Source organism: Synechococcus sp. 60AY4M2, assembly GCF_002760375.1.
Lineage (GTDB): Bacteria > Cyanobacteriota > Cyanobacteriia > Thermostichales > Thermostichaceae > Thermostichus.
The window spans coordinates 1,678,682-1,692,290 of the sequence record NZ_AUMZ01000001.1 but is presented as its reverse complement, the minus strand read 5'-3'; the positions used below and the strand labels follow the sequence as shown (position 1 = coordinate 1,692,290).

The 13,609-nt window shown below is 62.5% G+C and carries 13 protein-coding genes and 1 pseudogene; 7 read left to right on the top strand and 7 right to left on the bottom strand.

Going from position 1 to position 13,609, the window contains the following annotated elements; translation table 11 throughout:
- Nucleotides 1-12: 12 nt before the first annotated feature.
- Nucleotides 13-1,947 (bottom strand): FAD-dependent oxidoreductase, encoded by a 1,935-nt coding sequence (locus tag SYN60AY4M2_RS07390; protein WP_240527766.1) that lies wholly within the window; start codon nucleotides 1,945-1,947, stop codon nucleotides 13-15.
- A 293-nt stretch (nucleotides 1,948-2,240) separates the two neighbouring features.
- A pseudogene (locus SYN60AY4M2_RS14755) lies at nucleotides 2,241-2,448 on the bottom strand (hypothetical protein); the annotation flags it as partial.
- 69 nt (nucleotides 2,449-2,517) lie between these two features.
- On the opposite strand from SYN60AY4M2_RS14755, the gene murF reads away from it, so the two are divergent.
- The 3 genes from murF to SYN60AY4M2_RS07370 all read left to right on the top strand — a co-directional run bounded on the left by murF (nucleotide 2,518) and on the right by SYN60AY4M2_RS07370 (nucleotide 5,064).
- On the top strand, nucleotides 2,518-3,855 hold the full coding sequence (gene murF, locus SYN60AY4M2_RS07380) for a UDP-N-acetylmuramoyl-tripeptide--D-alanyl-D-alanine ligase (protein ID WP_099812618.1): 1,338 nt from the start codon (nucleotides 2,518-2,520) through the stop codon (nucleotides 3,853-3,855).
- Between the two features lie 97 nt (nucleotides 3,856-3,952).
- Nucleotides 3,953-4,174, top strand: coding sequence for a DUF3134 family protein (locus SYN60AY4M2_RS07375; protein WP_011429000.1), 222 nt, complete (start codon nucleotides 3,953-3,955; stop codon nucleotides 4,172-4,174).
- Nucleotides 4,175-4,527: 353 nt separating this feature from the next.
- A complete protein-coding gene (locus SYN60AY4M2_RS07370) occupies nucleotides 4,528-5,064 on the top strand; it encodes a fasciclin domain-containing protein (protein WP_011429001.1) in 537 nt (178 codons plus the stop codon).
- A 107-nt stretch (nucleotides 5,065-5,171) separates the two neighbouring features.
- Here SYN60AY4M2_RS07370 and SYN60AY4M2_RS07365 read toward each other — a convergent pair whose 3' ends face one another.
- On the bottom strand, nucleotides 5,172-5,414 hold the full coding sequence (locus SYN60AY4M2_RS07365) for a hypothetical protein (protein ID WP_041438020.1): 243 nt from the start codon (nucleotides 5,412-5,414) through the stop codon (nucleotides 5,172-5,174).
- A gap of 312 nt (nucleotides 5,415-5,726) precedes the next feature.
- Between SYN60AY4M2_RS07365 and menD the strand changes: the two genes are divergently transcribed.
- Nucleotides 5,727-7,520, top strand: coding sequence for a 2-succinyl-5-enolpyruvyl-6-hydroxy-3-cyclohexene-1-carboxylic-acid synthase (gene menD, locus SYN60AY4M2_RS07360; RefSeq protein WP_099812617.1), 1,794 nt, complete (start codon nucleotides 5,727-5,729; stop codon nucleotides 7,518-7,520).
- On the opposite strand, the gene miaA is transcribed toward menD, so the two are convergent.
- Nucleotides 7,444-8,466 carry a tRNA (adenosine(37)-N6)-dimethylallyltransferase MiaA gene (miaA, locus tag SYN60AY4M2_RS07355; RefSeq protein WP_011429004.1) on the bottom strand — a complete coding sequence of 341 codons (1,023 nt, stop codon included), beginning with the start codon at nucleotides 8,464-8,466 and terminating at the stop codon, nucleotides 7,444-7,446. The genes menD and miaA overlap by 77 nt on opposite strands.
- A gap of 151 nt (nucleotides 8,467-8,617) precedes the next feature.
- Here miaA and SYN60AY4M2_RS07350 point away from each other — a divergent pair, with 151 nt between their 5' ends.
- Entirely contained in the window at nucleotides 8,618-9,439 is an 822-nt protein-coding gene (locus SYN60AY4M2_RS07350; protein ID WP_099812616.1) for a hypothetical protein, read from the top strand.
- A gap of 157 nt (nucleotides 9,440-9,596) precedes the next feature.
- On the opposite strand, the gene rpe is transcribed toward SYN60AY4M2_RS07350, so the two are convergent.
- The gene (gene rpe / locus SYN60AY4M2_RS07345) at nucleotides 9,597-10,307 is read right to left on the bottom strand and encodes a ribulose-phosphate 3-epimerase (RefSeq protein ID WP_011429006.1); all 711 of its coding nucleotides are present in this window, start codon (nucleotides 10,305-10,307) and stop codon (nucleotides 9,597-9,599) included.
- Nucleotides 10,308-10,466: 159 nt separating this feature from the next.
- Complete coding sequence (locus SYN60AY4M2_RS07340) at nucleotides 10,467-10,652, bottom strand: hypothetical protein (RefSeq protein WP_011429007.1); 186 nt, start codon at nucleotides 10,650-10,652, stop codon at nucleotides 10,467-10,469.
- Between the two features lie 132 nt (nucleotides 10,653-10,784).
- On the opposite strand from SYN60AY4M2_RS07340, the gene SYN60AY4M2_RS07335 reads away from it, so the two are divergent.
- Together SYN60AY4M2_RS07335 and SYN60AY4M2_RS07330 are read left to right on the top strand one after the other, a co-directional pair.
- A complete protein-coding gene (locus SYN60AY4M2_RS07335; RefSeq protein ID WP_011429008.1) occupies nucleotides 10,785-11,195 on the top strand; it encodes a VOC family protein in 411 nt (136 codons plus the stop codon).
- Nucleotides 11,192-12,778, top strand: a complete 1,587-nt coding sequence (locus SYN60AY4M2_RS07330) for an NAD(P)H-hydrate dehydratase (protein ID WP_099812615.1) — start codon at nucleotides 11,192-11,194, stop codon at nucleotides 12,776-12,778. The genes SYN60AY4M2_RS07335 and SYN60AY4M2_RS07330 overlap by 4 nt, the downstream gene beginning before the upstream one ends.
- Here SYN60AY4M2_RS07330 and SYN60AY4M2_RS07325 read toward each other — a convergent pair.
- The gene (locus SYN60AY4M2_RS07325; protein WP_011429010.1) at nucleotides 12,775-13,605 is read right to left on the bottom strand and encodes an undecaprenyl-diphosphate phosphatase; all 831 of its coding nucleotides are present in this window, start codon (nucleotides 13,603-13,605) and stop codon (nucleotides 12,775-12,777) included. The genes SYN60AY4M2_RS07330 and SYN60AY4M2_RS07325 overlap by 4 nt on opposite strands.
- Nucleotides 13,606-13,609: the final 4 nt, after the last annotated feature.

The following is a 13,609-nucleotide window of genomic DNA, read 5'->3' as shown; positions in this document are numbered from 1 at the left end:
GGCGGCAACGGCCTACCAGTGCAGTCGCTGGCCGTAGGCAACCAGGTAGCGCTGCAAATCGGCCATTTTGCCCTGGGGCACGATCTGGGCTGGGGTCAAGCCGGGATCCTGGCTGCGGAGCCAAGCCACGGTCAGCCCCGCTGCCGAGCCAATGGTCCACTCGCCGTAATGGGTGCGGGTGGCGGCGTTGACAATGTGGCTGGCGGCGATCCCCTTGCCGCCGATGAGCAGGTTATCCACCTTCTGGGGGATCAGGGCCTCTAGGGGGATGACGATGGGGCGGACGGAAAACTCGTTGACCGGCGCCGAGCTGGCCGACAGGGAAGGCTCCCAGTTGCGGTAGCGACAGCCGTGCATGTCGATGGCGTAGTGGGTGATCCCAACTGCTGTGGGGCTAAAGTCCCGTCCCCCGCTGGCGCCGACGCGAATATCCTGCTCCAGCATCAGGAATTCCGCCTGGCCGTAGGCGGCCCGCCCCAGGATACGCCGCCCCTCCCGGATGTAGGGGTAGAGGCTGAGGCCGGAGCGGGTGCCCAGCAAAGACTCTTCGCCAAACAGCAAGGAGAGGGGATAGCCGGCGCGGGACTGGGTTTCCATCAGCCATTCGGCAAACAGCAGGGCGTGGTTCTCCCCATCTTTGATGGCCGAGACATCCAGCCCCCCCAGCCAGTTGTGGCGCTGCCCTGAGGCCAGCAGCCGCTCTTCCGTTAGGATTAGGGGTGGGTTCATGATCCCCCAGTCGTTGCCGCGGTTCCAGTTCACCAGGGTGAGATCGCCGGGAAGCGGGGTGCCGTAAAAGGGATCCGTGCGGCCTTTGCTGACGATGCGGCGGTAGTTGAAAAAGCTCTGGCCGCTGAAGGTGGGAAACCCCTCCAGGTCGAACTGGCGGCGGTGCTCGGCGCGGGAGTAGCCCGGCTGCAACTGGGCCAGCTCGGCGCGGGAGCGCCCGCCGTCGTCGTGGATGGCCAGCACGAAGGGAAAAGTGAAAGCCTGGGTGCACTCCGGGTTGCTGGCCGGGGCGGCGTTGGGCTCCCCGGTTAGATCTCGCCCTTCTGAGCCCAGCCGGTAGGGGATCCCGGCCCAGCCCACCAGCTCGCCGGTGTCGGTGGCGTCGATCACGAACAAGGGGCGGCCCGGCGGCGCCTGCAGCCGCAGCACCCGCTTGGCAAAGACTTCCGTCTCCTGCCAGCTATACCAGCTCACCAATTCCCGCCACAGCCGCCCCGGCGGCACAAAATCGGGATCCCGCGGCTGCCGCTGCACCGCGTAGATGCTCTCGAGGCGGGAGCCGTCGGCGCTGAAGGTGGCCCCCTTAAAAGCGGTCTGGGTGGCCCAGCGACTGTGGGGGGCGCTGCGGGCGGCCTGTTGCAGCCAGGTTTCCACCGCCTGCAAACCAGCCTGGGGCGGAAAACACAGCCCCCCTACCCAGCAACTGTTGATTTTGGAGACACGGGTTCCCGGCGGGATCCCTGTCCAGGCGGGCAGATGCACCGGCTGGCTTTCGATGAGGGCCTTAAACTCCAGCCAGTGGCGGGAAAAATTGCCCCGCTGCCGCATGGGGAGCGACTCGTCGATGGCTGATACCCCCTGGGAGGTGATCTGGCCCCCCAGCCAAGGGGTGAGCTCGATGAGACAGGTTTGCACGCCCCCCCGCATGGCCTGGCCTGCCGCCGCCACGCCCCCCAGGGATCCGCCCACCACCACCAGCTCGCACTCCCAGATCTCGTCCGGCTGGGGCAGGGGATCCAGCAGCGGCCAGCCGTGGGCCGTAAAACGGGGCACCTCCGGCTCTGGAGCGGCGACGGGCGATCCCCCTTCCGGCTGGGAGAGGGCGGCAAACCCCATCCCCGCCACAAAGCCCAGCAGCGACAGGATCCCCAGCCCCAGAGCTTGTTTGCGCCTGAGTTGCTGCCGCGCCGCTGGGATCCCCTTACCGGCCGTCTTCACCTTAGTTTTGCCTCACACCCCAAGCTTTCTTCCGCAATGCTAGCGGGAGAACCCCTCTTGAGAATAGCTGATGAATAAGGCCCCCTTGAATGGCTGCGGGTGGCTCCGGATCCCCCAGATGGAAGTGCCGGACAAGGGGATCCAAGCAGGTGAAATCGGGCATAGGCAACCGTTGAGCCCTGGATGGCAAGGGCTGAGTCGTTGCCTGGCGTTGGATTGGGCTTTTGTTGGTATCCTACGCGATAGCCGGTCTGATACATTTACGCTGAACACTGCTGAACATCACTGTTCAACTATGCAGCGATAGCATTCTGCTTGTTTCCATTCGCGTTAGCGGGACGGAGTCCAAACAGAATGGCGGTATCCCGCAAAGCTTTGAGTAGAATACCCAAAGCGCAGTTTCCGTGTCGTCTTACTACCAATTTTCTGCTTTGCTTTGGCTACCATGTTGGCAGACTCGAAAGTAAACAGAAAGATCAACTGGTAGTAATCCGTACTGAACATATTATACATTATTTTCAGTATAGTTGAGCTTATTATTGACTAGAGTCATGCTCCGACTGCTGCTCCATGCTGACCTTGCAAACTGTGGCCGACCTGCTGCAAGCCCCTTTGCAGGGAGATCCCCACCTCTTGGGGTTGCCGGTTCAGGCCCTCTGCACCGACAGCCGCCGGTTGCAGCCAGGATCCGTTTTTGTGGCGCTGCGGGGAGAACGCTGCGACGGGCACGATTTTATTCCGCAAGCCCTGAGCAAGGGGGCCGTTGCTGTCATCAGCCAGCGGCCGGTGGAGGGTCCCCACTTCCAGGTTCCCGATACCTTGACTGCCTATCAGCGCATTGCCAGAGCCTGGCGGGAGCAATTTTCCATCCCGGTAGTGGCCATCACCGGCTCAGCAGGCAAAACCACCACCAAGGAAATGCTGGCGGCTGCTCTTTCGCGCTACGGCAGCGTTCTCAAAAGCGAGGCCAACCACAACAACGACATTGGGGTGGCGCAAACGCTGCTGCGGCTACAACCAGAACACCAGTTTGCCGTTCTGGAGATGGCCATGCGCGGCCCTGGTGAGATTCGCCGCCTTGCACAGATGGCTCGCCCCACCCATGCCTTGATTACCCACATCGGCACCGCCCACATCGGCAGGCTGGGATCCCGCGAGGCCATTGCTGCTGCCAAGTGTGAGCTGCTGCAGGAGTTGGGGCAGGGGATAGCTGTGCTCAATGGTGAGGATCCCTTGCTGTTGGCCACTGCCGCCAGCCTGTGGTCGGGAAAAACCCTCACCTATGGCCTCGCCCAAGGGGACTTGCGAGGAGAATGGGATCCCCAAGCCCAAACCGTAACCGTGGAGGGCTTGACCTTGCCGGTGCCCCTGCCAGGAAGGCATCACGCCCTTAACTGGATGGGGGTGCTGGCGGCTGTGCGCAGCTTGGGTCTGAATTGGGAGCGCCTGCAAGAGCCCCTTGACCTACCGCTGCCTCTGGAGGGGCGCAATCGCCATCTCAAGCTGGCTGGGGACGTGGAGATTTGGGATGAGACCTACAACGCCTCGCCGGAAGCGATGATCGCGGCTTTGCACCTGCTGGCTCAGACTGCGGGAAAACGGCGCTGGGCCATCCTCGGCCCAATGCGGGAACTGGGAGAGCATGCCCCACAGCTCTACGCAGAGGTGGGTCGGGCGGCTGCCTCCTTGAGACTGGAGCGGGTCTGGCTTTTGGATCCCGACGGGGAGATGCAGCCACTGGTTGACGAAAAGCCAGCCGCCGAGGTTGAACGCTTTGAGGAAGCTTCTGCCTTAGTGGAGGGTTTGCAGCAGCAGGTGCGGGCAGGGGATCGACTGCTGTTTAAGGCGGCGCGAGCCGTCGAGCTGGAGCGGGTGCTGCACCGCTTTTTGCAGGCTTGGCAGGGATAAGCTAAGCTAAAGGACAGTCGATAAGTGGCGCCCTATCGAGGCCATCGACCCGAAGCTTGCCCACACCTTCTTCACAGCTGCACTTCTTCTGGACAGCATGTACCACAACCCTTCTCTGCGGGAAGAACCTCGCGATCAGCCTCCAGTAGTGCTGCCCCTGCCCGGTAGCATTTCTATCCTCGACTGGTTGCGCCAGGAAGGCCGGCTGATCGAGCAGCCTCTTGAAGTCCCTGAAGCTGTTTTGGAAGAAGACATCGACGACATCGACGATTTGATCGGGGACGACTACGACGAAGACTTCGAGGCGGAAGAAGAGTAGGCATGCCTGCTGAGATCGCCAACTCGTTTACCCCTCTGCCCAGCACCGCAGAGGTGCCCACTTTGGCGATGCCAATGGAACGCTAACTTGAACAAACAATGTAAACAAACGTAACGATCCCTCAGCCTCAAGGGATCCTCATCGGGCGTGTTTTGGATGGTTCACCGCCATCCCGCGATGATTGTTGCAAATCTAACCTCAGCGGAGAGTAGCCTTGTAAGCCTTGTCAAAAAGGTATTTTGGGGTAGTAGAAATATCTTTTTCGGGGACTTTTTGCGATTTTGAGGAACCCGAGCTCTATCCCGTCCGTCACATAGAAATGTGAACCTACTCTTCACGGAGGGTTACATTGCATGATTCGCAATCTCTTCGCTCTCTCCTTGGCTGTTGCCTCGGCCACCACGTTGGTTGCAGCCCCTGCGGTCATTGCCGGCAGCCACGGCGCGACTTCTGAAAGCGTGAAAACCGCTGCCCCTGCCAGCAAAACCATAGTAGATGTTGCTGCCGAGGCCGGCTCTTTCACCACCTTGATCCAAGCCTTGGAAGCTGCCGACTTGGTGAAGGTGCTCTCCGGGGAAGGCCCCTTCACCGTTTTCGCTCCCACCGATGAAGCTTTTGCGGCGCTGCCGCAAGGCACTCTAGAGGAGCTGCTGCAGCCGGAAAACCGCGAGAAATTGACCCGGATTCTCACCTACCATGTGGTGCCCGGCAAAGTCCTCTCCAGCGATCTAAAGGAAGGTGAAGTGACGACGGTCGAAGGATCTTCTGTGAAGATCTCCTTGAGCGACGGAGTCAAGGTCAACGATGCCAAAGTGACGCAAGCAGACATTGAGGCCTCTAACGGCGTCATCCACGTCATCGACAAGGTGATCCTGCCCCCGCAAAGCTAACTTGTCGGTGCTAAGGCTCTAGATCCCAGGGGGGTCTAGTCCGGCCCCTGCCCTCAGGGGTGTGGGCTTTGCGTTGCAACCCAGCCCGGCGACCCTGGCCTTGAGCTCTACAGGTCGATGCCGACGCTGGAAGTGTAGATCGCCTCCACCGACACGCCGGACACCCGCTGCGGACGCACGATCATGTACTCGTTGTCCATTTGCTTGGGCAATGTGATGAACTCGTCCCCACCCACCATCAGTTGGTTGATCAGCTCTGTGTATTCTCTAGCTTCCTTGACCCGTACCTGCATGGTTTGTCCACCTTCGAGCATGATGTGGACAAGGTATCCATCGGGTTTTCTGGCCATGGGTGCTCCTATTGGGTGCAGCGAAGGTCGATAAGGGGCGTTCTCATGAACATTATTCCCCCATCGGAGAGGCCTGGCCAACCCTTGCCCCCGCCAGGAAATCTGGAGTTGCGGCGCGACCAACCGACTTGAGGCAGTTTCCCGGGCGCCTCCCCGGCCCACAGCTCCCCTCCCAAAAAGAGAGGAAAGGCGAAGGAAGGCCAAAGCAAGTGGTTCCCCTGCGATTGGGGATGGCTATAGATTACTAGGATGTGCCTATTTTGGGCTTCCTACCCAACTTGCTCGATCTCCCCGCTGGCTGGGATAGCTGGAGTGACTGGCGCAAACTCCCTTCAACGGCTGGACTGGCGCAACCTCAACACCCTCTGGGGATCCGTTTTGGCCGAGACCTTGAGCCGGCTGGGCTGTCGGGTGGCCGTGGTCTGTCCAGGATCCCGTTCTGCCCCCCTCACCTATGCCCTAGCCCAGCACCCTGAGATCGAGGCCATTCCAGCGGTGGACGAGCGGTCGGCGGCCTTTTTTGCCCTTGGCTTGGCCCAGCAGCTGCGGCAGCCCATCCCGCTAGTGTGTACCTCTGGCAGCGCCGGCGCCCATTTTTTCCCTGCTCTCATCGAGGCGGCAGAAAGTGGTTGGCCCCTTTTGGTGTTGACGGCGGATCGGCCGCTGGAGCTGCGCCACTGCCGCGCCGGGCAGACCATTGACCAGGTGAAGCTCTACGGCCACTACCCCAACTGGCAGGCGGAGCTGGCCCTGCCCAGCGCCGACCTGGAAGCTCTGGCCTACCTGCGCCAAATGATCATCCACGCCTGGGAGCGTGCTCTCTACCCTTTCCCGGGTCCGGTGCATCTCAACGTGCCTTTGCGGGATCCCCTAGCTCCCGTTGCCGATGGCAGCACGGCGCCGCTGGTTCATTTGCAGGAAGATCCGGAGTTTGAGAAGACCTTTTTCCGCGGGGTTATCTCCCCATCTGGCCTGGTCACCCCGGCTGGCGGTTCTGCATTCGCGTCAACAGCTTCCTTTTGGCGGGAGTGGTGTGGCTGTGAGCGGGGGGTGATCTTGGCAGGGCCGGCCCAACCGGCAGACCCCCAGCGTTATGCAGAGGCGGTGGCCCGCTTGGCGCTGGCCCTGGGCTGGCCGGTGTTGGCGGAGGGACTCTCCCCTTTGCGCAACTACGCTTCCCTCAACCCCTACCTCATCACCACCTACGATTTTCTCCTCCAGGGAGAGCAACCTCCTCTTTGGCCAGAGCAAGTGATCCAACTGGGATCCTTGCCCACCAGCAAGGCGCTGCGGCAAACCCTAGCCCAAGCCCGACCCCGCACCTGGCTGCTCGATCCCCGGGCCCAGAACGCCGATCCCCTCCACAACCCCACCACCCACTTGCCCTTTGTCGTGGAGGAGGTGGCGGCAGGGATCCCGGCAGGCAAGGCCAAAGCAACCGCTTTTCTACAAACCTGGCTGCGGGCGGAAGCCAAAGCTCGGGCTGAGCTGGATCGGCTGCTGGCTGACCTGCCGGAGTGGTTTGAGGGCAAGCTTGCCTGGTGGCTGGCCCACCACCTGCCGCCGGAGACGCCGCTATTTATTGCCAACAGCACGCCGGTGCGGGATGTGGAGTGGTTTTGGCCGCCCAACGATCGCCGCATCCGGCCCTACTTCAACCGCGGCACCAACGGCATCGACGGCATCCTCTCGACTGCCTTTGGGGTGGCCTACCGCCATCGGCCAACAGTGCTGCTGACTGGGGATCTGGCCTTTCTGCACGACTGCGGCGGCCTGCGTCTTGCCCAATGCCTCCAGGGATCCCTGACCATTCTTCTCATCAACAACCAGGGGGGCGGCATCTTCGAGCTGCTGCCCATTGCCGAGGCGGGCCCACCCTTTGAGCCCTACTTTGCGACTCCCCAGGCGGTGGATTTTGCCCTCCTCTGCCAGGCCCATGGCATCCCCCAGCAGCGGATAGAGACCTGGGAAGAGCTGGCCCAGGCTTTGGATCCCTTGCCCGCCCAAGGGGTGCGGGTGTTGGAGATCCTTACGGATCGGCGGGCGGACGCGCGGCGACGGCAGGAGTGGTTCCGGCGCTGGTCTGAGCTGCCATCCACGCCGTAACCCGCTTCCAGATCTGTTCGGGCAGATCCTCGGCCTCGCAGTCCAGCCACTGGATCCCTGGCATGGCCCGAAACCAGGTCATCTGCCGCTTGGCAAACTGGCGGGTGCGCCGCACAATCAGAGGCTGCAGCTCGGCTGCCGGGATCCGCCCTTCCAGGTAAGCGCCGATCTCCGCATAGCCCAAGGTCTGCAAGAGGGGCAGGTCTGGGCCGTAGCGCTGCCGCAGCGTTTTTACCTCCTCAATCCAGCCTGCCGCCAGCATTTCTGCTGTGCGCCGGGCAATGCGTTGTTCCAGACGGGGCATTGGGCAGTGCAACCCCAAGAGCAAAATGGGGTAGTCAGGAGGATGGGCCTGCCGCAGGTAGGAAGCCGGCTTCCCAGTGGTGTAGATGATCTCCAAAGCCCGCAGGGTGCGCACTTCATCATGAGGGTGAATCTGCCCCGCTGCCACAGGATCCAACTGCTGCAGCCAGGCGTAGCGGATCTCGGGCGGCCACGTCTCCAGTTGAGCGCGCAACTGAGGCTGGGGGGGAACTGCCGGGATCCCTAAGCCTGCCGTGATCGACTGAATGTAGAGCCCTGTGCCCCCCACCAGAATAGGAGTCTGTCCCTGCCGATGGGCTGCGGCAATGCGCGCCTGGGCCGCCTGCTGAAACTCGGCCACTGTATAGGTGTGGCGGGGATCCACAAAGTCAATCAACTCGTGGGGCCAGAGGGCCCGCTCGGCGGGAGTGGGCTTGGCAGTGCCGATGTCGAACTCCCGGTACACCTGACGAGAGTCGGCGTTCAACAGGGGGGATCCCAGCCGCTGGGCCAACAGCAGCGCCTGGCGCGACTTGCCGGTGGCCGTGGGGCCAGCGATGACGACAAGCCCCGGCCTTGCAGTCGAGGAGGGGGAGGGAGGTTCTCGACAGTCGCGCCCATTTGGAGACCGGTTTTGATCCATCCGCCGGCAAGAAAGTTCACCCAGGGCAGCAGATTAAAATTTTCAAAGAACCTTAGCGCTGTGGCTAGAATAGAACATCCATAGTCTCTATCGTCTTCCCAGCTCTTCGAATTTCCCCGTGATCTCATCTTATGTCCCTGCTTCCGTTGCCATGTGGGGCGGGGCACGGCCTCGGTTTAAACTGCCCCTTGTCAAACTGCTTTTCCTGTTGCTGCGGGCCTCGGCACGGCTAGGTCTGGCCGGCTTTGGCAGAGCCCTCGGAGCAGGAATCCTGGCGGCGTTGCTGGCGTGGGAACCGCGCCCTGCCTTGGCAGAGGTTTTGGTGCTCAAGCAGGGAGAAGTGCGAACTTTGCCCCTATTGCAAACAAGTGCCCGGCTGCCCCTGCAGATGGAAATGCTCTATTTGGGCATGGTGGAGGAGCGCTTCTTGAGCTACGCCCGCGCCAACAATTGGGAGACTATTTCCAGCGACCGGGAGGATCCCCGCTGGAGCCGCTGGCAACTGCGCCCGGGCGGTGAGGCCCTTTACCTGCCGGATGCCCCTTCGTCGCGGGATCCCTTAGAGCCCCCCCTCTATGCCCGTGGGTTTTATGTGGAGGCCTACTTCATGGGCGGGCGGCTGGCGGGGATGCACCTAATTGACAATCCAGAAGAGCCGGGCTTCAATTTAAGGCAACTGCAAAGGCTTGTTCGCGCCTGGTTCCCCGATAATCGCCTGATGGTGTACTACCAGGTGCTGCCGGAGGATCCGGACCAGCAGGTGCTGGGCGCCTACTGGGGCACTGTCCCTCCCCCTTACCTTGCCACCATTCAGCGCAACAGCCGCCTGCCCTTCTGCCAGACCTTTTTCAGCCCCACTTCGCCCCAGCCCATCACGCCTCCTTCCACACCTCCCCATTGCCTAGTCCAGGCCGCCGGTGAGGACGGTACCGTGCCTTTGGCTGCCCAGAAGAAGACCAACGCTCTGCGCTAGAATTTCGAGCCCATCCTCCCACCAGAAGGGATCCCTGCCGCTGAGCCGTGGCCCTTCCCAATGGGCTGAGGGTGAGGAGCGCCAGGCCTTCTCCCCTCTCTTTTGCGCCTTGGCCTGAGAGGAGTCCAAGGGCAGGGTTTTCCCAGATCAGCTCAAATCAAACCGTTACCAGCTCGGGGCGGCGGCTGTGGCGAATGGCACGAATGGCTTCCCCGTAGTCCTTGGCCTTGAACACGGCTGAGCCAGCCACGATGGCGTTGGCCCCCGCCTCGATCACCTGCCAGGCGTTGCTGGCCTTGATGCCGCCATCTACTTCAATCCAGGGATCCAAGCCCCGCTCGTCGCACAGGGCCCGTAACTGGCGAATCTTGGGAACCACCGCCGGGATGAAGCTCTGGCCGCCAAAGCCAGGGTTGACGCTCATGATCAACACCAGGTCCACCAGATCCAGCACGTACTGAATCAGCTCCAGAGGGCTGGCCGGGTTGAGCACCACGCCTGCTTGCTTGCCCAGATCCTTGATTTGGCCGAGGGTGCGGTGCAGGTGGATGGTGGAGCTGGACTCGGCGTGAACGGAGATGATGTCGGCCCCCGCCTTGGCAAAGTCGGCCACATACTTTTCCGGCTCCACAATCATCAGGTGGACATCCAGAGGCTTGGCCGTAACCGGGCGCAGCGCTTCCACCACCAGCGGGCCGATGGTGATGTTGGGCACAAAGCGGCCATCCATCACATCTACGTGGATCCAGTCGGCTCCTGCCTCGTCCACTGCCCGCACTTCTTCCCCCAAGCGGCTAAAATCGGCTGAAAGGATGGAGGGGGCGACGACGATCGGCTTTTGCCCAGAAGCTGCTGACGGCTGAGTCATGGTGAGTATCCAAGTTGTAAACCGCAAAATAGGGGAGCTCGCTCCTCTATGGTACGGAGTTTGATCCCCTTTGCAAACTGCCTCTTGGCTCGGAGCCTAGGGTTGCAGGGGAGAGGTGGAGCCAGCACTGGCCTCGACCCACCGCCATCCCCGGAAAACTTAGGCCAGATGTCCCCAGAGATCCGGTGGCTGCGCGTTGCTCTGAGGCTCTGGAGCAGCCTGCTCTGAGGGAGCCGGGTTCACCTCTTCTTCCAGCCGCAGGGCCAGCTGCTGCAACTGCATATAGATGCTGTTGACAGCCAGCATGGCCAAGACGGTGCCGAAAAACTTGGTGCGGGATCCCATAGACCAACCCCTGGGCAAGGCCAAGCCCAAGCGCTCGTTGCCCTAGCTCCAACTTAGCGCACAGGCGGAGCAGGCTCTTGGAGAAAATATGGTTTCCCTCGACAGATGCAAGCACTTTCCCGGAGCAATGTCATGACCGCCTCCCCAAAGCCCGCCTACCAGCACCTGCACACCGCCCTTTGGGTCAGCGATCTGGCCAGGGCCGAGCATTTCTACGGCACGGTGCTCGGGATCCCCAAGGCAGAACGGTTTCCCTTTGACTTTCCCGGCGCCTGGTACCAGGTGGGGTCTTCGCAGATTCACTTGATCGTCACTGAGGAGCCGCTTGACCAGGGGCAGCAAGCCAGTCGTGGCAGCAGGGCGAAGTGGGGGCGCCTTCCCCACGTGGCGCTGGGAGTGGAAGATCTGGAGGCGGTGAAAGCCCGCCTGCTGCAGGCAGGCTATGAGGTGCAGCCCAGCGCTTCCGGGCGGGCGGCTGTGTTTGTCCGCGATCCGGATGGGAATGTAATCGAGCTAAGCGCCATTGGCGCAACTGAGCCATGAACCCTCTCCCCCCAGCGATACCGCCTGTAACACCAGCGCGGCGTGGCGATAGGGATCCCCGCTGCCAGTTCGACCCGGCCACCGCCCTGGTCAGCGCGGCGCAGATGCAGCGCCTTGAGGAGGAGATCTTCGCTGCCGGCATGCCCGTGGCCGCCCTGATGGAAAAGGTAGGGCTGGCCGCTTTTGCCCAGTTGCGGCAGGATTTCCCCCATGCGCAGCGCATCGGCATCCTCTGCGGGACAGGGCACAACGGCGGCGACGGCTTGGTGGTCGGACGAGAGCTGCGGCTGGCCCAAAAGGGGGTGAAGGTTTGGCTGGGCAAGCCAGATCTCAAACCCCTGACCGCCGAGCACGCCCGCTACCTCAGGGCCCTGGGGGCGGAGTTTGTGGAGCGGGTGGAGGCGTTGGCCGACTGCGACCTGCTCATCGACGCCCTCTTTGGCATTGGCCTAAACCGGCCCCTGGGGGATCCCTGGGCGGAGGCGGTGGAGTGGGCCAACGGCAGCGGCATTCCCATCCTCAGCCTGGACCTGCCCTCCGGCCTCAACGACCAGACAGGCGAGATCTGGGGCTGCTGCATCCGCGCCAGCTACACCTATGCCCTGGGCCTCTGGAAGCGGGGCCTGTGGCAGGAGGCGGCTCTGCCTTGGGTGGGACGTCTGCGCCGCCTCGATTTCGGCATTCCCCCTTGGGCCTGGCCGGAGGTGGAAGTTCCCCAGGTGTTGCTGCACCCCTGGCCCCATTTCCCCCCCGATCCGCCTTTGGATACCCACAAATACCGCCAGGGATCCCTGTTGCTGGTGGCGGGATCGACAACCTATGCCGGGGCGGCGGTGTTGGCCGGGCTGGGATCCCGCGCCAGCGGCGTGGGCATGGTAACCCTGGCGGTGCCGGCAGAATTGAAAGGGCTCGTCCACAGCGCTTTGCCGGAAGTCTTGGTTCACGCCTGGGAAGGGATCCCCTCCCTGCTGGCCGAGAAACCCTTTCAGGCGGTGGCGGTGGGGCCGGGCGTGGGAGAAACCCGCCGTCTGCTGCTGGAGATCCTGCTGCAGGATTGGGCCGGGATCCCTTGGGTGATCGACGCCGATGGCCTCAACGCCTTGGCGGAAATAGGGGTGGAGCGCTTGCCAGAACACAGGATCCAAGCCATCCTCACCCCGCACCTGGGGGAGTTTCGCCGGCTTTTTCCGCACCTCCCGCTTTCAGATCGCATGGAGGCAGCCCAGAGAGCAGCAGCCCAGAGCGGGGCAGTAGTGGTCTTGAAGGGGGCGCGGACGGTCATCGCCTCTCCTACGGGGGAATGCTGGGTCAACCCGGAAAGCACACCGGCTTTGGCCCGCGGCGGCAGCGGCGATGTTCTGACCGGCCTGATCGGCGGCCTGGTGGCGCGCAGAAGGGCTCAACTGGGTCAGTCGATGGGGATCGCGGAGCTGCTCAGTTGCGCCTGTGCGGGGGTGTGGTGGCATGCTCAAGCAGCCATCCATTTGGCGGGGGAACGGGGTCTAACGGGCGTGGATCCGGCCCACCTGGCGGAGCACCTGCCGAAAGCGCTGCGGATTCTGCGGCAACAAAAGCCCACTTAAGGTTGCAAAAACCCCAGGGCCAGCCCCAGGAAAATGAACAGGCCAAAACCAATCCGATAGACAATGAACACCCAGGTGCTGCTGCGCTGCAAAAATCGAATTAGCCAGTCGATGGACCCGTAGGAGAAGACAAAGGCCGAGAGCGTCCCCAGCCCCTGCGACAGCAGCGCCTCTGCCCTGAACTCGGCGATAAACTCCGCCACCCCGGCCAAAAAGAGGGCCGGGATCCCCAGCAAAAAGGAGTAGCGGGCGGCAGCCGAGCGCTGCAAATCCAGCAACAGAGCCGCCGTCAGCGTCACACCAGAGCGGGATACCCCTGGGATCAAGGCCAAAGCCTGGGCCAGCCCCACCCAGAGCCCATCCCCAATGCCCAGGCTGTGCAGATCGCGCCGGCGCTTCCCCACCCGTTCTGCCCAGCCCAAAGCCAGGGCCAAGCCGATGGCGGCGGCGGCAACCACCCACAACTGCCGGGGCGGGGATCCCCAGATGGCCTTGACGGCCCAGCCCGCTATGACAATCGGCAGCGTTCCCACCAGGATCCCCATGAGCAGCCGCCAAGACTCCTCCTGGAAATCTCGCTTCTGCCAAGCCTTCCAGGAGCCGAGGAGCAACTGGCGCAGGTCAGAAGCAAAGTAGATCAACACCGCTCCCAGGCTGCCCAATTGGATCACCGCCGCAAAGGAAGCCCCCGCATCCGGCCAGCCCAGCAAAGCTGGAAACACCCGCAGGTGCGCCGTGCTGCTGATGGGCAGAAATTCCGTGATCCCTTGCACCATGCCCAAGACCAGGGCCTGCCACCAGTTGGGATACCAGATATCGGCCAGCACCAAA